This is a genomic window from Thermoplasmata archaeon (assembly GCA_015063285.1).
GTDB lineage: Archaea > Thermoplasmatota > Thermoplasmata > Methanomassiliicoccales > Methanomethylophilaceae > Methanoprimaticola.
The window spans coordinates 25,987-45,835 of sequence record SUST01000002.1; the positions used below are offsets into that span (position 1 = coordinate 25,987).

Below are 19,849 nucleotides of genomic sequence, written 5' to 3' on the forward strand. Positions count from 1 at the left end.
AGTAAAAAAGTACTTTGATGATTCTTTATCCTCAAGCATTTGTATCGTTTTCATGAATTCATTCGAAGGTCGATTAGACCACGTTGACATCTACTCCAGTTTATTCTGAATCCGGGGCATTATCACTTATTTCGGCGAGTTTCTTCATTAATTCGATACGTTTCTGATCCCTTTCCTCTTTTTTCAGTTTCTCTTTCTCCTCATCAATAAGAATTTCGGAGTTTAAATCGGCGATAGTTCCTGTGAATATGGAAAGTACGCGTCTTCCCTCATCATCCATATCGTATCCTCCTACCGCTATTTCATCTTCCTTGACCCATTCGTTCTTACTCCATTCGCCAAGGATGTTCCTTTGGTAGAAGTTCTTCTCACGGTAGACTATCCTCTTCTGTTCTTTGGTCTTCTGTCTCGGTTTTTTGATACTGAGTGATGTTCCAGATTCTCCATCTTCCGGTCTGTCTATCCTCTTTAGTTCGTACCAAACACCATCGGTCAAAAGTCCTTTGATTATCTCTGAAGCGCTTCTTTTACCTCTTGGAGTGTCGTTGTATATCTTCAGTGCCCTGATCAGATTCAGATCCGGCAGTTCCATGTCGAATCCTGTTACTTGGCCCATACAGATGGATTCCGAGAATGTCGTTTTCACTCCCGGTGTGTTTTCGATCTCCTCATCGGTCATGGCGGTTTTGTTCTTCTTGACACTCACTACATGTACCCTTTCATAGCACATGGCCAGGATACTCGCCGCTGTACAGAATTCTCCTGATGCTCCGGTTATGTTCAGGAAGACGTTATCAACGACTTTCAGTCTGTCTTCCATAATGACGAAGATCGTATGCATCATCTTGTCAAAATCATGGATGTCGGACTTTATCATGATCGTATTGTGATCGTCCGAGAGGTAGCTCTTCCTGAGCTCTTCAAGGACGTCTACTAGTTCGTATTTCCCATCTTCGTGAACAAGGCTCTTAATGGGCCCCTCATTCGTGATGATGTACCTCTCTGTGCTCTTAGCACGGGAGTCTATGAACATGATGTTCTTGTAATCGTCCTCGATGCAGCATACCAGCGCACTCGTTGGTTCGTCGCTGTTTGTCTCCTTATTGATCTCTCTCCGCATGTTTACAAGTATGGCTATCAAGATTTTAAGTTTATTGAGTAAATTAAGTGAATTAAGTAAAGCATCGTACTTAGTAATCATCTGCGGATATGACGTCTGAGGAGCGTTTCCTCAGGTGTTTCTAATGAAAAACACGAAAAATAAGGACGTAAAGGGGTACATTCTTACCGAGAATGTCGTAGAGCATATCTGCGATGACCAGTTCGATCAGAGCTGTATCTCCATCGCATACATCGAGGTCGGTCACAAGACCAAGCTCGGTGTGACCACTAAGACCGAAAGCAAGGAAGCCGCCGATTTCGCGGATTCCATCCTGGGATTCGTCACCGACGGGCTCAACGAGGACAACAAGGTCGTAGACCTCTTCGACAGTATCGAGAGCAATCTCGATGTCTGCATCTAGGATCTGTCGGCCGCACACCTGACCTCCCTCATCTGGTGCATCCTGTCCACGATCCACTTCCTGGATATGGACATCAGCGCTGACGATGCGGCGAAGGTCCTGGAGAAGAGGATACTCAAGGCAATCCGCCAGGCACTCATCGAGATCTACGAGGGTGATGTAGATGCGTGAGTACGACATCGGCCGCGACATTGTCACAAGGCCGGACCCTCCCGCAGGGCTCTTGAGGCTGCTCTTCAACTGCTCGGCGGGAGTCTCGTTCATCACATACAGCGCATCATCTGGACTCAGGAAACTGGCCTATGTCGATTCCCTGATCGCCACGGTACTGTGCTATATGTTCCTGCACGAGACCCCTAGGGAGGATGAGTTCGATGTCAGGGAGATAACCTATGGTCTGGAGATCTCGGAGGAGGATGCCGCCAGGGCGCTCATGTTCATGTATATCCACGGCCTCGTCTGCGAGATCCAGTATGAGAACGGCACCATCACGTATCTGCTCACGAACAGGGGGTGTCGTCTGGCATGGGACATCTATACCCTCGAGGACCAGAACAAGTGCGCTTGGAGGGTCGGCATAGCCATCGACGACAAGACACACGAGTTGATCCCTATCCTTCTGTGTCCCCATCCTCCGGTAATTATCGGATAAAACTACTTAAGAAGTTTAAGGGGAGGTCATCCCTCCCCTTTTCAATCGTTTCACACTTCTATGCTGTTCGCCTCCAGCCAGTTCTGCGCCTTGATGGCTTCTGGACAGGCCTCCATGATGTTTGAGATCTCCTCGGTCCTGCTCTCACGGTTCATGTTGAATCCCACGGCAATGTTCGCCAGCTGCTTCAGCAGGCAGTAGTCGAGGGTCGTGTCCGGTGCATCTTTGAGAACCGGATTGAGGATGGCCACCCTCATCAAGCATGAGCTCTCGCCCATCTTCTTCGATCCATCGGCCTTGGACCAGTAGAGTTTCAGATCCTCGATCTCATTGATGAGTCCGTCCTCCACCAGTCTTTCATAGCTCTCCTGGAGCCTGTCATCGCCGTCCATCGGCAATGCGATCATCCTCGATCTCTCGAGGTACGCCTGCTGGTTCGTTGTCCTGAACTCATGCGAGGTCAGCCATTCGATCGTCTCCTCGGGGTATCCTATCTCCTCTCCGCGGATCTTGCTCATGATCGTCTTAACGATCCCCTCGATGACTTCGATGGGCGCTTCTGCCAGATAGTCTGAGACCTGGAAACTTGCCCAATCCAGGGTGCGCTGCCATTTTACCTTCAGATCCCTAAAGGGAGAGAATTCTGCGGATACATTGTCGAATCCGAAATCGTTTCCGACCTTTTGGAAGGTCAAATCAAGTTCTTCTGATGTTACCATCTTCTCAACTCCTTTTTTTTTCTTTTTCTTAGGGGCTACCTGAACCCCGGAACGGAGCTGAGAGCGAGGGGCGTATGCGGACGCGGTGAACTCAAAACTACTTCCCATTTCGTTCATCATTATGGATTCATATTATGAACCGCAGGACACAATATTGCCCCTTGCGATAAGTGCAGGGGTGAGGGTGCCCCGGAAAAGGAGGGGTACGAAGCATTTTCTTCTGTTTTCTACTGGTTCTTCCTTTAGTTTATAAATATGGATGGTATTAACGGTTTATAAAAAAGGGGAGGGAATTGTTTTACTATGGCCTTTACTCATGATAAGATCGTCCATGATTATCAGAGGCTCCTTTCAGGTCAGATATTGCTTCTGGGGATGCTTGAGAACTCTCCTTGTAAACCCACCCGTATCCAGAAGCTAAGCCTCTTCATTGAGAGAATCCTTGAGGTGGATCCGGCGATCGCTCATGGTTCTTACATATATGGTGGTTTCTCGGATGAGCTCTATGAAGCATCCGTTCTGTTGAGTAAAACAGGGGCGATTGTCGAAGGTAAAGATGGGTATGAGCTGTCTGATTACGGTAAGGCTCTTCTGGCAGAGGCCAAGAAGGATCCCGAAAACAAGGATCTTCTTGAGGAGATGCCTTCGGTGGTCGCATTCCTGGACTCATTACCCGATGACGATCTGCTCAGATTATCATATATCCTGTATCCGGATACGACAGATAAGTCCCTCATCAAGAGCGAGATAAACGTGAGTAAGAAATCATATTCTATTATTGATGTGAGGGTTCGGACAGGATTATCCAGAGAGCAATTGAAGGAGATGATCCTCCGTAAAATCAGTGATCTTGATTCTATCATCGATATGTTGGATGACGGGAGATCGGTCGTGGTCTCATCAGAGGGTATGCCGACCACGCTTCTTACAAAGCAAGGCGGAAGGTACATTTTGACCGAGAAATACAGGAAGTTCTTCTGAGGAGGCATTCATGGTCTTCAAATATTCTGTTCGTGACACGCAGATATTCACGGATGTTGATGATGTGGATAGCAAGGCTCTGATGCGTACTTCCACACTATCGGTCCCCAGCAAGACTCAGCGCAATATCGCGAAATCTCTTGATCCCAGGTTCGCGAATGAAGAAATGTTCAGAGCGCTCTCATCTTCCAACAACCTCATCAACGAGACCTATCTAAATCTTACACTCGATAAGATCATCGAGTTCAGCGATGACAATCGTAAGCTGAAATCATACATCAAGTATCATTCACCTTATCTCGGAATGGGCGCTCTCGATGTATTCTTCATCAATCTCAAGGTCGGGCCAACAGAGAAGATAATGACTGAACACATCATCTTTCTCAACGATCTCTTGACCAAGTGGAAGAACGACATCTATGTCATGCCTGTGGTCCAGTTCGAAGGAAGAGATAGATTCGATAACATGGAGCTCTATTCTAATTTCGTCTCTAGGATGATCCATTATAAGAATTCCAACACTTCCGGTAATCTGAACCTGGGAGTAAGCATTCCTCCATTCTACTTCGATGACGATCTGAGCGAACTTAGCAAGCTCTATTCGGACGAGAATGCGGAGCCTACTTTCGTATCGGTCGATTTCAGTCATGCCGGTATGGACAATCCTGATCGTATGGCCGTCGTGGATGCTGTGAACAAGTATTATGAGGCCGAGGGCGTAGAGAATTATTTCCTGTACGGTTTCAACGTTCGTGCATACAAGAGGAAGCAGGCCACCCCCATCTCCGACGAGATGATCGTCGCTCGCAGCGGGCTCAACGCAGTCGGAGCAGCCCACTATCCTGGAGGTGGACCTCCCAAACCGGTGACTCAGCTGTATCAATTGGGTGTTGTATTCGATCGTGAAGACTATCATTTCCACCATCTCGATGAGAAGAAACATCTGGACTCATTCCTTGATTGGTCCTTGGAAAACGGTTACAACTTCGATATTCACAATAATTTGACGGGCGATGCGGAGAATATCAAGAAGATAATGAAAGGATACAATTTCTATAAGGAGAACGAGGAGTTCTTCGACATCAGCTATGCCATACGTAAGAACGACAAGCCACTGCTCAAAGATATTCTCGGTAAGGGATATGAGCCTCCCCCGGCTAAGCGTGTTCTCGATCCATCTCAGCGTACTCTGGATTTCTTTTGAGTCTTACTAAGTTTGACGTACGCTCAGATGGGATATATTTCCACGTTACGGCCTGAGATAATTCTTTAGAAGTCTATAGCTATTATCGATTATGGCCCATGGCAAATCGATTCGTCTTTTCCTCATCGAGGGAGAGTATTCAGGAAGATGGAAGTGCGAACTGTCTAACTGGACAGGTCTCGCGTATAAGATTCCCAGAAGCATGCTCTCTAAGTGTTCCGATCGTACGGATCTTGATTATGCCGGAGTCTACTTCCTCATCGGTAAATCCGATGATCAGGTCAAGGATAAGGTATACATCGGTGAATCAGAGGATGTTTTGTATAGGTTGAACCAGCACGTTCAGGCCGGCGAGAAGGAATGGCAGGATTGGAGCGATTGTGTAGTCTTCATCAGTAAGGACAACCAGCTCAACAAGGCCATGATAAAGTATCTCGAAAGCTCTCTTTACGATCTCGCAGTTACCGCAGACAGGGCCGAAGTCACCAACGGCAATCGCCCCAGGAAATCATCGTTATCAGAACTCGATGCGGCAGAGATGGATGAATACCTCGAGAACCTCAGACTCCTAATGGGTGCTCTCGGATACAGGTTCTTGGAACCTTCTATCTCCAAGACCATGAAAAAAGAAGACAACATCTTCCACCTCAGCAGCAAGAAGACAGGCTATGATGCCAAGGGCATGATCGTCGATGATGGTTTCGTTGTACTGAAGGGATCCATCATTTCTGATGGCATCGCAGACAGTTTCAAGACCAAGGGCTATAACGTTCTCCGTGAACGTCTTATTTCCGAAGGTGTGATCAAGGACAGGGTATTCGTTAAGGATCAACTCTTTTCGAGCTATTCGGCAGCTTCATCTGTAATAGAAGGCCACAATTCCAACGGTTGGCTGGATTGGAAAGACAGCAAGGGGAATACTATCAACGATTTGCTAAATTCTTAAACTGATTGTTTCGGTCTCATAACAATAATAACAACAATTACAAACAAATGTTATTATATGGTATTTCCATATACCATTTTACGATCAAATCTTCACGTTCAGATAGAATGAATACAGGGAGGCCCTCAGGTTGCCGGTTACAATTTTATCGTCTAAAGTACTACCACTTTCAATTCGTACAGGATGTGTTCTATTGAGTATGCCCGACCTATTGGATTATGGTGGTAAGGACGATTTACAGTCCGTTTCCGATCAAGAGGTCAGGATTATAGATATGACTTCTTACCCTGTAAAAGATGTCCTCGATATACTTCTTCAGGATAAGACAACTGGTAAGAATATTATCTGGGCCACCGATGCTTATAAAATATTTGGTTACTCAGATAAAAGTCAGATTTCGCCCAGTATTTTCAAATCCAATAGATATCTTCTTCAACCGAGGATAAACAAATCTGTAGAAGATCAACAGGAGCGTACCAAAAAAAAGGCCGAGGTATTCACTCCAGTTTGGTTGTGCAACAAGATGAACAATTACTGCGATGAGCAGTGGTTCGGCAGGAAGGATGTTTTCAATCATGAAAAGGGTGACAATTTCTGGGAAGTCATCGAAGACAAGATACAGTTTCCTGATGACAGAGATTGGAAGGACTATATTGATTCTAGAAGATTGGAGATAACTTGCGGTGAAGCCCCATACCTGGTTTCCAGATATGATGCTGCCACTGGAGAATTCATATTACCTCCATTGAGGCGCATAGGGATTCTCGATCGTAAGTTGCGTGTTGTCAATGAGAACACATCTGATGAGGAAGATTGGAAAACATGGGCCATTAGGTCTTTTCAGAGCTGCTATGGTTACGAGTGGCAGGGCGACAGTCTCCTTATTGCTAGAGTAAATTGTTTAATGACTTTCTTTGATTATTATAAAGAACGTTGGGCTAAAGATCCAGATACAGATCTGCTCAGACAGATTGCAAATATCATTTCATGGAATCTATGGCAAATGGATGGATTCAATGATGCAATTCCATTGTCTTCTGGAGAGCAATTTCATCATCAGATGACTTTGTTTGATACTTTTGGATCAGATAATACGGTTCAGTATCATCAATCATATTTCTGCAGAGTTTATGACTGGAGATCTAAAAAATCATTTCAATTTAAATCTTTTAAGACGAGGGGTAAAATGGATAAGAAATTGTTTGATTATATAATTGGGAATCCGCCTTATCAGGTTGAAACATCCGAAGAAAAGCAAAATTCAACCAATGGTCAGGCATCAAGAAAGAATGTGTTCCAGATTTTGCAGATTGCTGCGAATAATATGGCTAAGGAATCTATTGTCCTTATTTACCCTGGGGGTAGATGGATTCAGAGATCAGGTAAAGGTATGCAGGAATTCGGATTGAAACAAATTAATGATTCTCGTTTATCGGCGATCTATTATTACCCCAATTCTAAAGAACTATTTTCTGGAGTTTCTATAGACGATGGTGTTTCCATTGTTGTTAAACAACAAAAGAAATTAACCCCTGGTTTTAAGTATGTTTATTGTCAAAATGGTGAAGAAATTGTAATTGATATGGAATGCCCTGGGGAATCTATCATTCCTCTAGATCCTAAAGATGTATCTGTTGCTTCAAAGATTGACGATTTTATTCGGTCTTATTCTTTATCCGTTATGCATGATCGCATTTTACCTCGTTCTTTATTTGGAATTGAAAGTGATTTTGTTCATAACAATTCGTCTTTGATTTCAGAATATATCGATGATGCTTCTGTTGATTTCGATAAACAAATCAAATTATTTACCAACGATAAAGCTGGGCCATCTGGAAGAGCAACATGGTTTGTTGTTGATAAATCTGTGATCAAGGACAATGTTGAATACATAGGGAAATGGAAGGTTGTAGTTTCTAGTGCTCATCCTGCCGGGGCTTATAAGAGAAGCAGACAGTTAGAAATTGTTGATAACCATTCTGCCTTTGGTCGTTCTAGAGTTGCTTTGGCCGCATTCGATACTGAATCTGAAGCTCTAAATTATGTCAAATACATCAAGAGTTATGTTATCAGATATGCGTTTTTATTGACTGATGAAGCATTATCGACGTTAGGAGTTCGTGTTCCTGATATCAAGGATTATACTAACGATAATAAATTGATTGATTTCAGTAAAGATGTAGATACACAACTCACCAACTTGATGTCTATAACTGTTTCCGAATTTGAATACATAAAGAATGTCGTAAGTCAAAAAGGTGGTGACGATTGATGGTTATCCCGCAGATCCGCACATCAAAAAATGTCGTACCAACAATTTATGCTTACACGACTCCGGATTACCATCCTCATGATGGTTGGACTAAGATCGGGGATACCAAGCGTGATGTGGCCATTCGTCTGAGAGAACAATCTCGTACTATCGATGTTGCAATCCATCCAGAATGGGCTCTCGACGCAAAATTTGAAGGCACTCCTCCTAAGACGTTCAGAGATACTCTGTTCCATAGTTATTTGATCAAGAACGGGATTAAGAAGATGCCCGGGAAGAGGAACGAATGGTTCTTTATTTCTCCGGATAAGGCAAAGATGATGCTTTATGATTTTAGATCCAATCGCGGTATCACTGAAGATCTAACATCGATACCCTATTCTCTCAGGGATGAACAAGATAAGGCCGTATCTGTAGCAAAAGATTATTTCTTGCTACATGACAAGGGCGAGTTCTTATGGAATGCCAAACCTAGATTTGGAAAGACCCTTTCAGTCTATGATCTGTGTAAGCGTATGGATGCTCATAAAGTATTGATTGTAACTAATCGTCCAGCAATAGCCAATTCATGGTATGATGATTATCAACTGTTCCTTGGTCTTGATTCCGGTTATAGGTTCGTCAGTGGTTCTAGTTCTTTGCGGGAAAGGCCACTTACATTGAGTCATGAGGAGTTTGAGGAGATTTATTCTAAGGATAGTTCGTTGAAATACATAGAATTCATGAGTTTGCAGGATCTCAAGGGTTCTATCTATTTTGGCGGAAAATTCAATAAGCTAAAGTATGTTTCCACTGAAGATTGGGATCTTCTGGTAATCGATGAGGCTCACGAAGGTGTTGACACCTATAAGACCGATGTAGCTTTTGATCACATTAAACGCAAATGGACTCTTCATTTGTCAGGAACACCGTTCAAAGCTTTAGCTAACGAGAAGTTTGAGGAAGGAGCCATTTATAATTGGACCTATGCTGATGAGCAGAGGGCCAAAGGTTCTTGGAATTACGAGGAGGACGAGGACAATCCGTATGAATCTCTCCCTAAATTGAATATGTATACCTATCAGATGTCCAAGATTGTTGAGGACCAGATCCAACAAGGTATTGTCCTTGATGATGAGGTCGAAGAATATGCTTTCAATCTTAACGATTTCTTTTCGACTAAGAAGAATGGGGAATTCGTGTATAATGAATCAGTAGAGAAATTCTTACAGGCTTTGGTCACTCAGGAGAAGTTTCCCTTCTCTACTCCAGAACTTCGTAGCGAACTCAAACATACACTTTGGATACTCAATCGTATTGATAGTGCTAAAGCGCTTTATAAAAAGCTCAGGACTCATCCGATATTTGGCCAGTATGAGATCATCCCAGCATTTGGAGATGGAAAGGTTGATGATGAAGGCGAGAATACCAAGGCCTTTGATAAGGTCACCAAGGCTATTCATGATCATGAGAAGACCATTACTTTGTCTGTTGGTCAATTGACCACAGGTGTTACCATTCCAGAATGGACTGCTGTCCTCATGTTATCAAATATCAAAAGTCCTGCCCTCTACATGCAGGCAGCTTTCAGAGCTCAAAATCCTTGTATCTTTACCAACGAGGATGGTAGTTTCTCCAAGAAGATCAATGCCTATGTTTTCGATTTCGATCCTGCAAGAACTCTTGATATTTTCGAAAAATTCGCCAATGATCTTTCCTCGGATACCTCTGCAGGTAAAGGTGACATGGATTCTAGGAAGAATCATGTTAGAGAGCTCTTGAATTTCTTCCCTGTTATCGGTGAGGATGAAAATGGAAAGATGATTGAACTCGATGCAGAAAGCGTGCTTTCGATCCCCAGGAAGATCCGTTCGATAGAAGTGGTCCATCGCGGATTTATGTCCGATTTCCTTTTCCAAAATATCAGCAATATATTCCATGCACCTCCTCAGGTATGGGATCTTATTAATTCATTAGAACCTGTGAAGGAACCAGACAGTCTCATAAGATACACTTACGGTGAACTCGATTTGGAGAATGGGGAGATAAAGGTCCCTCAGGAAAAGGTATTGGGTACAGCAGTCGATCTTTTTGGCGATAGCATTTATTCAGTCGATGCAGAAGAGGTCGATGAGATATTTGATAAAATCGAGTCTAAAACTACTCAATCTCAGAAGGATGAGCAGATCAGGCTGATGAGAGAAAAGTTCAATGCTTCCGTCTTAACACCTATGATAGATCAGGCCAAAGATAGATTCGGTCGTGATTTTTCGTCCTCTGCATCTAAAGCGGTTGAACGTAAGATCAATTCGGATGTCGAGATGGAAATGAATAAGGCTGTAAGTGAGCTGCAGATTCTCCATAAGACTATTGACGCCGAGAAGGACGAGGCTCTAAGCAAGACGCTGGATGCAAAAGAAAGGATTGATATTGAGAAGAAATACGAAGAGGAGAGGAAGGCCAAAGTTGCGGAATTCAAGAAGTCTTTGGATTCAACTCTCGATGATCTTGTGAATAATGCTGGTCAAGATATTGTGGAAAGGGTACTAACAGATCAGCAGAATCAGAAGAAGAAATCTGTTGAGGATGCTATCAAGGATCACCTTAGAGGTTTCAGCCGGACGATTCCTGCTTTCCTCATGGCTTATGGCTCTGAAGGTGATGTTACTTTGGAGAATTTCGACAAAATTATTCCTGCCGATGTCTTTAAAGAAGTCACTAGTATCTCCCTTGAGGATTTTAGATTCCTTAGGGATGGCGGCAAATATATCAATGAGGAAACGGGGCAAGAGGAATCGTTCGATGGTCGTCTCTTTGATCCTGTAGTGTTCAATGATTCCGTCAACGTGTTCCTTTCACTTAGGAAAAAGCTCGCCAATTATTTCGACGAATCAGCTACTCAGGATATCTTTGATTTCATCCCTCCTCAGAAGACCAATCAGATCTTCACTCCAAGGAAGGTTGTTACCCAGATGGTCGATATGCTTGAGCAAGAGAATCCAGGTTGCTTCGACGACGATTCCAAGACCTTCGCTGATCTCTATATGAAATCTGGACTTTATCTGGCAGAGATTGTCAAGAGGCTATATCGTAGCGAGAAGATGAAAGTCAAATATCCCAACGAGCAGGAACGTTTAGACCACATCTTCTCAAAGCAGATCTATGGCCTAGCACCGACTGAGATCATCTACCGTATCGTTCTCTCATTCCTTCTCGGATTCAGTGAGGATGTGAACATCTCCAAGAACAACATCAGACTCTGTGATTCTCTCCAATATGCTAAGGATGGAACCCTAGAGGAAAAACTTAAAGAGGTTTTCAATCTCTGATTACAAATCGAAGGGGTCGTCCCCCTTTTCTTTCTTAATCTTCGATTTAGCGGCGGTCTTCCTGTCCCACATGTAACTGCTGCAGCACACCTGTCCGCTGTTCTTCCAGCATTCGGAATCCTTGTCCCTGTTGGAGGATTTCTTTCTTAGACATGTCTTGCAGCACTCCTCCACCGGATACATCGCAAGGTTCCTCAGTGCGGGGACGTCGTAAGACAATTGCAGTTGGATGCCGATCCTCTCGGCGCATTCGCATATCTGATTGAACTGCTCGTTCGGGATCATCCCGTTAGGGACGTCACCTTTCAGGCTGATCTTCTTCGCATCTTCCACGGATATATTCCTGGAGAACGGCCTCAGTGCCGGTGTGCCGTAGACATACTCCTGTCTCCATCCCATCATCGTTCTTGGAAGCTGGTGTCTGTAGCATTCTATCGCAAAGTGTTCCAGATCAAATGTCGGGTTGTAAGGATGCAGGTCGTATCTGTCGATTTCCTCATTTGGGTGTATCTCTGCGAGATACTCTCCTGATTCGAGTCTTATGTGCAGCGTATTTCCATCGATCCATGCCTCTTTCAGAGATTCGTAGATCCATTCCCGTATCTGTTTTCCGTCGAGGTAATGCCACTTGTACGGATGCGGGTCTATGCAGTCCATTATCTCTCCAGTGGACTTCACCATCTTCTTCATCCCGATTCCCCTCTGCATCCATATACAGGCATCCCAATCCTTGAATCTGGATTCGTAGGAACGTGAGTGGTCCACTTCCAGGCATCTAAGCCATGAGCCCTTCCCCGAAGGCATCCTGTTCAGATCCTCCACCAGGGCCTCTGCATCCATCCTGTAGATCCCTTTGTGTGTTCCGTCATAATCTTCCAGCCACTTCGGTTCAGTTGATATCGGTACATCATCGAATGCGAACAGAGTCAATTGCTTTGCAGCGTTCATCTTATCACCATGAAAATGGGGCCTTTCGGCCCCTTTTAGGTTCAGTATTCCTCCGGTAGAAGGATGGTTGTCACGGATCTGTCGCACTCGGTTATGATGTAGATCTTCCCGAATCCGGTCTTATATGCGCTGAACAGGCTGTCGGTGTATCCGCCGTTCTTCTCGGCTGCCAAGGCATCATCGTTCATCTGCCTGTCCTCTTCGCAGAGGTCGCCCCAGTCTCCTGACTTGTGGCGGTCCAGGCAGCTCTGTATCTCGTCCTGGTAACCAGTCACCATCATCTCTCTGATGCCTTCGGTCATCACTATGGGTCCGGTCTCGAAGAGGCTCATGCGATCACCTCCTTGGTGGAATCTACGGAGACATGTCCTCTCATCTCGTCTGGGATCAGTATCGACTCCCTTCCATCCTTCCACTGGAATCTGGGAAGCTTCATCTCCTCCCCGTCCTTCTCGACGATCAGTTCCATGAACGGTTTGTCAACAACTCTGAGGATATTGTCAGGCTGCCTCTCGTTCAGAGAGTAGTACGATCCTATCTTGAATCCGGTGCATCCCAACCCTTCCTCTTTTCTCTTGTTCATCTCGTAGGAGTAGTTCCAACAGACGTCGGAGATCGTCTTCCCGTGGTGCATCAGGCAGTCTATCATGTCGCCGCCTAACTGCTGGTCTTCAGGTTGCGATTTGTCCAGATAGTGCAGGAACTCGCACAGTCCGTACTCGTTCTGCTCCCAGGTGGAATCGTAGAATCTCCTTCCGACTATCTTCCAGTCCTTCATCAGATAGACTCCGTTGTCTCCGTTGTCCATGTCCAGACACTTGACGTCGTCTATCCCCACGGAGCATCCGTCTGCTCCCATGAAGTTCCCGATCACCTGGGCAAGCCTGGCCCATCCGTAATCGTCGTTCTCCGGTCTCCTGAAGGCCCTCAGCCTGCAGTACTCCAGGAATCCCTGAACGCTGTCGCGTCCTCCGTTCCAGTGCAGATAGATTCCGAGTCCGGACCTCTTCTCGAAGTTCTCTTCGGTCGTGATGACGGCTCTGTTCCCCATCAGATCACCCCGTTCATCTTCGCTTCCGCCATGAACATGGCGTAGTTCTCGTAGTCCGGCGTGCTCATCAGGATATCGAGCACTTCCTTCCTGTCCGCGAACATCCCTCTGAAGGGTTCGTCCGGGCACATGATGACCGGCTTCCTCTTCGACTTCCTTACGGTCGCAACGATCGCGGGGATGCTCATCCTGTGCTCTCTGTCGGTCTTCCTGATGACCAGTCTGTATCCAGTGTATTGGTCCTGGTCGATCCTGAGGTTCTCGCTGTTCAGGACAGCGATCTGCCAATCCTGCATTCAGTCCACCTCCTTGTTGGAGTACTCGTCGCAGAATGCGGCGTAGTTCCCTCCGAAGTACTTCTCTTCGAATTCCTCGAACGCTTCCTGATTGGGATCCATTCAGGCCACCTCCCCGCTTGCGAGCATGTCCTTCACGGTCAGGATCCCTAAGGCGTTCAGCCTGTAGCACATCCTTTGTGCGTATGCCCTTTTAGGGCTGGCAGTCACATGCCTCTGGAGGTGGTACACGAATCCCTTCTCCTCCAGCTTCTTGATCTCGACGGCCACATGGCTCCTGGAGATCCCGATCGCTTCCGCGATGCCGTCCTGAGTGGTCTCATAAGGCATCTCGTAGGTGTTCCCGAATCCCAGCTGTCCGTACAGATGGATCAGGATCTGTTCCTGTCTGGTCGCCATCAGTAGCACCTCCCGAGTCCTTCCTCGGTGTAGTTGCCGTCCTCGTCCAGGGGGTACACGTACGGGTCGTCCTCGACCATGAATCCGTGGCATCCGTTCCCGCATTCCCTGATCCACGCCGCTAGAATCCCGATCCCGGCGTAGTCCTCTTCGTCCAGCATCTTCTGGAGGTCGTTCCTGTCCCATCCGTAGCGGATGATCTCATAAAGGTCTTCCACGTTCAGCTTCTCGATGACAACCTCACCGATTAGAATCTTGTAATCAGTTTCGAAGTCGTTTCTTAAGTCGTTTATCTTGTTTTCAGGTAAGTTCATAGAGAACATTTTTTTCAACCCTGGGCTTTTTTCGAAACCCGAGGCGACTGACCGAAGCCCTGCGTGCACGTAGCTTACACACTGGAAGTGGAAAGCCCGATGACGCAGGGCAAGATAGCTGAAGGGTGGAGAAGAATAAGCGCAGGGTGTTAGGAAAGTACCTCCTTCTCAGTTCAGTTTCCCGATCCTCTGACCAGGACCTTTCCCTTGGACGTAGTACCCGTTGTTCCTGAACAGGGTATCCCAGTTCATGTCCTCGGGACCGGGTTCTATACCCTCTTCGAGCAGCAGCTTGCAGAACAGTGACTTGTGGATAGTCCCTTCGTCGTTCTTCTCTTTGAAGATCCGGTCCATGGCCTGCTTGGTCTTGGACTTCTTCTTGTTGGTGGACTTCTTCTGTTGGCTTCTCGCCTTCGTGTAGAGGTGGTCCACGGTAGATGTCATGTTCATGAGCTGGCGCACCAGGTTGTGTATCTCTATCGCATCGTTGTGAAGATTATCGGATTCGTAGCTCCTGTATTCATGGATGATCTTGTTGCGCTTATCCACAGCATCCTCGAACTGGGAGTACCTTATCTCGGTGTCCTTGAACAGGGACTTGATCATTCTCGTCTGCTTCCCAAATGTGCCGCTCTCGAATGCTCCGATGAATTCCTCTTTGTCCTCATCTGACAGCCTGTCGGTGATCTCCAGCAGATCTATCATCGAGTCGATGAGCATCAGCAGCCTGGTGTTCATCACGCCGATGCCCTCATGGATCATCCTCTCGCTGACCGTTACAGGAGGCTCCTTCTCCGCAGTCCAATCGTATCTTGCCATGCTGGTATCATCCCCTGGTAACTATTAAAAATATTATTTATATGATTCAATTAATATTTGAATTATGGAACGTCATGTCCATTTCTACATCATAGGGTCCAAACCCGAGACCGCTTTCATCGCGGTCGATAAGATCCCATTGGACAAGATGTACGTCCTGAACAACGATTCAAAGGATTTCAGCGGATACGAGGACGAGGTCGTCTCCGGATTCCACGGCATCAAGAAGCAGGTCGAGGTCGTCAGGGCAAATCCATTCGATTATTACGATGTCTTCCAGAAGGCCAAGGCAATCGCCGACAGGGAGCTCTCGGAGAATCCTGATGTGTTCTTCCACATGAACATCACCATGGGCGCCCGTCCCGGTGCCTGCGCCCTCAGCAATGTCGCCTATTCATTCCACTCCGAGCTGTATTACATCCAAGAAGCACCATACTCGCCCACCAAGAAGGATGAGCTGATCAGGATAGGCATAGACAATCTCAGTATCATCTACGAGCTCAAGAAGAAGCCCAAGACCCTCGAGGTCCTGCTGCGGTTCATCGACAGCGACTGCATCTCGAACTCGGAACTGGTCGGGGTGATAGGTTCCCCTACATCGCTCTCTTATCATACGAAGTATCTTTGCGACAACGGTCTCATCGAAAGGGACGGCATCCGCAATGCGAAGTGGAGGATCACGGATCTCGGCAGCCAGGTATTGAAGAGGTTATGACCGGTCACTTGTACTCGTCAGGGCTGCATTCCTTATGGGGCAGCGCCTGATAGATCCTTTCGAGGTTCTCCCCGACGATGTTCCCCATGTCGGTGCAGAACAGCGGCTTGGCGTTGTGCTTGTACTTCTGCTCGTCCTCGCGGATCAATCCGTAGTCTATGAGCTTGTTCAGCGTCTGATATTTCACCCTCATCGATCCGCCGTCCTCGTCGACCGCCATCTTCTTCAGTATGCCCGGGTTGCGGTATACGTTCAGCAGGATGAAGGTCGCGAAGCGCTGCTCGATGATCAGTGTGGTTGCGTCCATGGTTGGTCCATATCCCATTTTCTCTTTATTATATTATCTGATTACTACAAGTGTAAAAGTCTGCATTTGCAGACTCCGGCACCGGTTTTTCCTATGTCTTGCCGTATTCTACGCTTGCAGATTTCGGATGGTATAAATACAATGAGAACACTTGCAGTATTCAGAGGGTGTAAAGCCCTCACAACGACAGGAGGTAACGGAAAATGGTCAAACCTGAAGATAGGAAGACAAGGGATTACAACCTAATCGACTACAGCGAAGACAGCAACAATCAGATGCCCGAAGATTTCGACAACAGCGTACCATACATAGACATCAATCAGAAGACATCTAAGAGAAAGACTATTCCGGGACTCGACACGGATCAGGTGTCGTATTCCCCGAGCAAGACGGAACGTCGCGGTTCCGGAGGAAGAGCGACGATGAAGACGTACGCGGCTCAGTTCATGCGTTCCATGGACCGCAAGTACATGGAGGGCACGAAGGACGGTATATGGAGGAGATACAAGAGGATGGACAAGGACATCGATTACCTGTTCAGGCTCGGGAAGCTCTCCACCATCTCGCCCGCGAAGTTCACCCCGGAGGATGTGCATAACTTCATATCCTACAGGATGAGCCTCGAAGTCTCCGACTCCGAGATGGCACACGAGCTCGCAGCATTGTCCAACATCTTCTCTTTCATAAGGAACGATGCATTCAATGTGGCGATGGTCGAGTACCCTTATCTCAAGGTCTCCGTCAGCCACAAGAGGCTTCCGTCCCTCTACGAGGAGGAGGTGGCCGCCATCATCGCCAAGGCGAACGAGGTGAAGGATGACGACTGGCAGGGCATGGTAAGATATGCGACCGTCGTCTTTGCGATCTGCTCCGGACTCAGGTCCAAGGAGCTCAGGTTCTGCAACATCAACGACGTGCATATCAAGGATGATGTCTGGACAGTTGAGGTTCTCCACCCCAAGGGCGAAGGCAAGTACGGGGAGCAGAGAGAGGCGCCCATCCACCCGGATGCGTACCCCTTCCTCACCAGGTACTTCGTCGCGAGGGCACAGCACGTCAACGCCATCGGCGCATCCACAAGGGCACTGTTCCTCGGAAGCGTCGCAACAGACGGATACCTTGCCACCAACACCGTCAGGCTCTACGCTCAGAAGGTATCGGACGAGACAGGCATCGATGTGGATCTCCGCAAGTGCAGACGCACCTACGGTCAGAGGCTCGTCGACGCCAAGGTCCCGATCTCAGTCGTGAGCGTGGCGATGGGCCACAATTCGACCAGGACCACCGAGCTGCATTACGCGCGTGTCAAGCACGCCGTTGCTGTGGAGGAGATCACGAAGGTGTTCAACAACCTCGAGAAAGCTCCGAAGGAGGATTTCGATTCGCAGATGCCGACTGGATTCAAGATCAGCCGCTCTTCGCCATCGGAGACACCATGAACCGTGAGGATTTCGTAGATCCTCTATCAAAACACCTTAACAACACCACTGATAACGACAATCGGACTGACGCGATTCGTAGCAGAATGGATCTTCACGGCGTGGATGCACATCCGCGCCATAAGGGTAGCCAGAAGTGAGTAATGGCGTGGAGGACGTGATTTGAACACGCGAGCGCATAGCGCACTAGCTTAGCAGGCTGGCGCCTTACCGGGCTGGGCCACCTCCACAAGTAGTGAAATCGGGAACAGTGCTACAATAATAAATGTTTGGTCGGCTGTATATGATGTGAAATCGAGGATATTGAGATTATTTCAGATATTGCCGGTCAGTTTGTCCTTTACCTTTTGGACGGTTTCATTTTCCATCCCTACGAAATCGACGAGATATTTCGTGAAGACCTCTTCGGGATTGTATTTCACATATTCTACCTTGCTCCAATCGACCTTCTCCGGATGAGCAGCATATTCGGTATGTTCAAAGAGATAGAGGATACGGTCAATCAGGATTTCGGCGACGACATAGTATTCATCGCTGCCTCTCTCGACGCCGTAATAGTTGCAAATTGTAAGCATGAAGTCGTCTCTGACCTCATCGTAGGTCGCACCTGCGAGACCTTCCAAGATCCCACAGTACACTCCTGTGCGGTCCTTGCCTAGCGAACAGAAGATGCCGATCTTGCCTTCTGCTTCCAGGAACGATTCGATAAAGAATTTGCATTCCTCAGGATATGAATGTGTGGAAGGATGGAGCTCCCGGCAAAGGACTTTTCCCTCATTGTACATTTGGCTGACATAGGCGTCAGGGGAGCCCTCTGCGAAGTGCTTTGCCCTCTCGTCGTCCATGTTGAGGCACATCAAGTAATCTATTTCGTAGGTTCTGTAAAGATCATCAGTATAAGCGGTGCGAGCACCTGAGGACCAAGGCGAGGCGGAACGGTATATGCTGTCGGATACCAAATTGCCGCCGCTCAACGCACGGAAGTTGCAGAAATCCTCTATCGAATCATAGTCATCGAGGATTTCGCTGTAGCCATTGATGTAGTTCGGCATCTTGTCTACATAGGGATTCCTCCCTTCGCGGGATAGGGTTATCACATCGCCGACATCGATATCAGTGGATTCCAAAGTATAGCAATTGAAGTATCCAAGACAGCATTGGCCTTCGGTAAATGTTATGAAGGCCTCATAACTCGGAATGCCGTTGAAATCATAGCACAGGATGGCGGTGAACGATTCATCTCCGCACTCCACTCTGATATCGTCACCTATCGTGGCCCCGATCTTCTTGAAATCCTTTATTGATATGTCCAAATACAGGTTCTCATAGGATCCGATGCTGGTGACTGCGGCGTCGATTGTGGGTTTGTCATCTCCATTGTTCGCATAAATCGCTGCGCAAGCAACGATCGCCGCTATGGCAACAGCGGCAATAATGACCACAATCTTCTGGTTTTTCTCCATTGGTAGAGTAATCTTAGAGCGATAGAAAAAAAGATGTGCTTTGATATCGATGATTCGTAGTTTCTATCTCTCTTAATAATAGAATATAATATAGTTTGAATATTGATTTCTACCCTCACAATTATTGTTAGATTATCGGTAAAAATGAATAGAAAATTGACCCTTACCAACCTTTTTATAATACGTGAAAATAGGGGGGTCTGCGCAATGAATCGGACGCCACCCAGTGGCGTCACGGATGATTTGCGAATGATAAAACAACCCCTCGATCGGGTGGGAAGAGTTCGAATACGAATTCTTATATACTCCATCTGGTTACACGGGGTTGCGCGATGCGACGTGGCATCGACTCCCAGAGTCTGCCGCGGTCAGTCACGATCCATGTATGGACTGAATGGGCCTATCTGATAGGCTTATATATTTGGTCAATATACAGGGGAATGCGCGGTTCCAAAGGACCGCAATCATGGAGAATCATGATCCCCGACAGGGA

General features: G+C 46.8%; 20 protein-coding genes, 1 tRNA gene and 1 pseudogene. 10 read left to right on the forward strand and 12 right to left on the reverse strand.

Going from position 1 to position 19,849, the window contains the following annotated elements; translation table 11 throughout:
- Positions 1 to 100: 100 nt before the first annotated feature.
- Positions 101 to 1,120 carry a hypothetical protein gene (locus E7Z62_01550; protein MBE6521807.1) on the reverse strand — a complete coding sequence of 340 codons (1,020 nt, stop codon included), beginning with the start codon at positions 1,118 to 1,120 and terminating at the stop codon, positions 101 to 103.
- A gap of 124 nt (positions 1,121 to 1,244) precedes the next feature.
- Between E7Z62_01550 and E7Z62_01555 the strand changes: the two genes are divergently transcribed.
- A complete protein-coding gene (locus E7Z62_01555; GenBank protein MBE6521808.1) occupies positions 1,245 to 1,523 on the forward strand; it encodes a hypothetical protein in 279 nt (92 codons plus the stop codon).
- Between the two features lie 163 nt (positions 1,524 to 1,686).
- Positions 1,687 to 2,175: a hypothetical protein gene (locus E7Z62_01560; protein ID MBE6521809.1), complete on the forward strand. Its 489-nt coding sequence runs from the start codon at positions 1,687 to 1,689 to the stop codon at positions 2,173 to 2,175.
- 50 nt (positions 2,176 to 2,225) lie between these two features.
- Here the strand turns inward: E7Z62_01560 and E7Z62_01565 are convergent, their stop codons facing one another.
- The gene (locus E7Z62_01565; GenBank protein ID MBE6521810.1) at positions 2,226 to 2,894 is read right to left on the reverse strand and encodes a hypothetical protein; all 669 of its coding nucleotides are present in this window, start codon (positions 2,892 to 2,894) and stop codon (positions 2,226 to 2,228) included.
- Between the two features lie 303 nt (positions 2,895 to 3,197).
- On the opposite strand from E7Z62_01565, the gene E7Z62_01570 reads away from it, so the two are divergent.
- The 6 genes and pseudogenes from E7Z62_01570 (at position 3,198) to E7Z62_01595 (ending at position 11,605) form a co-directional block, all read left to right on the forward strand.
- The gene (locus tag E7Z62_01570) at positions 3,198 to 3,875 is read left to right on the forward strand and encodes a hypothetical protein (protein ID MBE6521811.1); all 678 of its coding nucleotides are present in this window, start codon (positions 3,198 to 3,200) and stop codon (positions 3,873 to 3,875) included.
- Between the two features lie 10 nt (positions 3,876 to 3,885).
- On the forward strand, positions 3,886 to 5,079 hold the full coding sequence (locus E7Z62_01575) for a hypothetical protein (GenBank protein ID MBE6521812.1): 1,194 nt from the start codon (positions 3,886 to 3,888) through the stop codon (positions 5,077 to 5,079).
- A gap of 91 nt (positions 5,080 to 5,170) precedes the next feature.
- Positions 5,171 to 6,025 carry a GIY-YIG nuclease family protein gene (locus E7Z62_01580; GenBank protein MBE6521813.1) on the forward strand — a complete coding sequence of 285 codons (855 nt, stop codon included), beginning with the start codon at positions 5,171 to 5,173 and terminating at the stop codon, positions 6,023 to 6,025.
- Positions 6,026 to 6,224: 199 nt separating this feature from the next.
- Positions 6,225 to 7,166, forward strand: a pseudogene (locus E7Z62_01585) (restriction endonuclease subunit M).
- 45 nt (positions 7,167 to 7,211) lie between these two features.
- On the forward strand, positions 7,212 to 8,297 hold the full coding sequence (locus E7Z62_01590; protein ID MBE6521814.1) for a hypothetical protein: 1,086 nt from the start codon (positions 7,212 to 7,214) through the stop codon (positions 8,295 to 8,297).
- Positions 8,297 to 11,605 carry a restriction endonuclease gene (locus E7Z62_01595; GenBank protein ID MBE6521815.1) on the forward strand — a complete coding sequence of 1,103 codons (3,309 nt, stop codon included), beginning with the start codon at positions 8,297 to 8,299 and terminating at the stop codon, positions 11,603 to 11,605. Before E7Z62_01590 ends, E7Z62_01595 begins: the two co-directional genes overlap by 1 nt.
- Here the strand turns inward: E7Z62_01595 and E7Z62_01600 are convergent, their stop codons facing one another.
- The 7 genes from E7Z62_01600 to E7Z62_01630 form a co-directional block, all read right to left on the reverse strand.
- Positions 11,606 to 12,553 carry a hypothetical protein gene (locus tag E7Z62_01600; GenBank protein MBE6521816.1) on the reverse strand — a complete coding sequence of 316 codons (948 nt, stop codon included), beginning with the start codon at positions 12,551 to 12,553 and terminating at the stop codon, positions 11,606 to 11,608.
- 41 nt (positions 12,554 to 12,594) lie between these two features.
- Complete coding sequence (locus E7Z62_01605; protein ID MBE6521817.1) at positions 12,595 to 12,885, reverse strand: hypothetical protein; 291 nt, start codon at positions 12,883 to 12,885, stop codon at positions 12,595 to 12,597.
- Entirely contained in the window at positions 12,882 to 13,604 is a 723-nt protein-coding gene (locus E7Z62_01610; GenBank protein ID MBE6521818.1) for a hypothetical protein, read from the reverse strand. Before E7Z62_01610 ends, E7Z62_01605 begins: the two co-directional genes overlap by 4 nt.
- Positions 13,604 to 13,900, reverse strand: a complete 297-nt coding sequence (locus E7Z62_01615; GenBank protein ID MBE6521819.1) for a hypothetical protein — start codon at positions 13,898 to 13,900, stop codon at positions 13,604 to 13,606. The genes E7Z62_01610 and E7Z62_01615 overlap by 1 nt, the downstream gene beginning before the upstream one ends.
- Before the next feature lie 102 nt (positions 13,901 to 14,002).
- Complete coding sequence (locus tag E7Z62_01620) at positions 14,003 to 14,299, reverse strand: winged helix-turn-helix domain-containing protein (GenBank protein ID MBE6521820.1); 297 nt, start codon at positions 14,297 to 14,299, stop codon at positions 14,003 to 14,005.
- Positions 14,299 to 14,613: a hypothetical protein gene (locus E7Z62_01625; protein ID MBE6521821.1), complete on the reverse strand. Its 315-nt coding sequence runs from the start codon at positions 14,611 to 14,613 to the stop codon at positions 14,299 to 14,301. The genes E7Z62_01620 and E7Z62_01625 overlap by 1 nt, the downstream gene beginning before the upstream one ends.
- A gap of 168 nt (positions 14,614 to 14,781) precedes the next feature.
- The gene (locus E7Z62_01630) at positions 14,782 to 15,432 is read right to left on the reverse strand and encodes a hypothetical protein (GenBank protein ID MBE6521822.1); all 651 of its coding nucleotides are present in this window, start codon (positions 15,430 to 15,432) and stop codon (positions 14,782 to 14,784) included.
- Positions 15,433 to 15,496: 64 nt separating this feature from the next.
- Between E7Z62_01630 and E7Z62_01635 the strand changes: the two genes are divergently transcribed.
- Positions 15,497 to 16,147, forward strand: coding sequence for a hypothetical protein (locus tag E7Z62_01635; protein ID MBE6521823.1), 651 nt, complete (start codon positions 15,497 to 15,499; stop codon positions 16,145 to 16,147).
- A 4-nt stretch (positions 16,148 to 16,151) separates the two neighbouring features.
- Here the strand turns inward: E7Z62_01635 and E7Z62_01640 are convergent, their stop codons facing one another.
- The gene (locus E7Z62_01640) at positions 16,152 to 16,472 is read right to left on the reverse strand and encodes a hypothetical protein (GenBank protein MBE6521824.1); all 321 of its coding nucleotides are present in this window, start codon (positions 16,470 to 16,472) and stop codon (positions 16,152 to 16,154) included.
- Positions 16,473 to 16,657: 185 nt separating this feature from the next.
- Here E7Z62_01640 and E7Z62_01645 point away from each other — a divergent pair, with 185 nt between their 5' ends.
- Positions 16,658 to 17,893 carry a site-specific integrase gene (locus E7Z62_01645; GenBank protein ID MBE6521825.1) on the forward strand — a complete coding sequence of 412 codons (1,236 nt, stop codon included), beginning with the start codon at positions 16,658 to 16,660 and terminating at the stop codon, positions 17,891 to 17,893.
- A gap of 144 nt (positions 17,894 to 18,037) precedes the next feature.
- On the opposite strand, the gene E7Z62_01650 is transcribed toward E7Z62_01645, so the two are convergent.
- Positions 18,038 to 18,123: transfer RNA gene (locus E7Z62_01650), tRNA-Ser, on the reverse strand.
- A gap of 84 nt (positions 18,124 to 18,207) precedes the next feature.
- A complete protein-coding gene (locus tag E7Z62_01655; protein ID MBE6521826.1) occupies positions 18,208 to 19,356 on the reverse strand; it encodes a tyrosine-protein phosphatase in 1,149 nt (382 codons plus the stop codon).
- Positions 19,357 to 19,849: the final 493 nt, after the last annotated feature.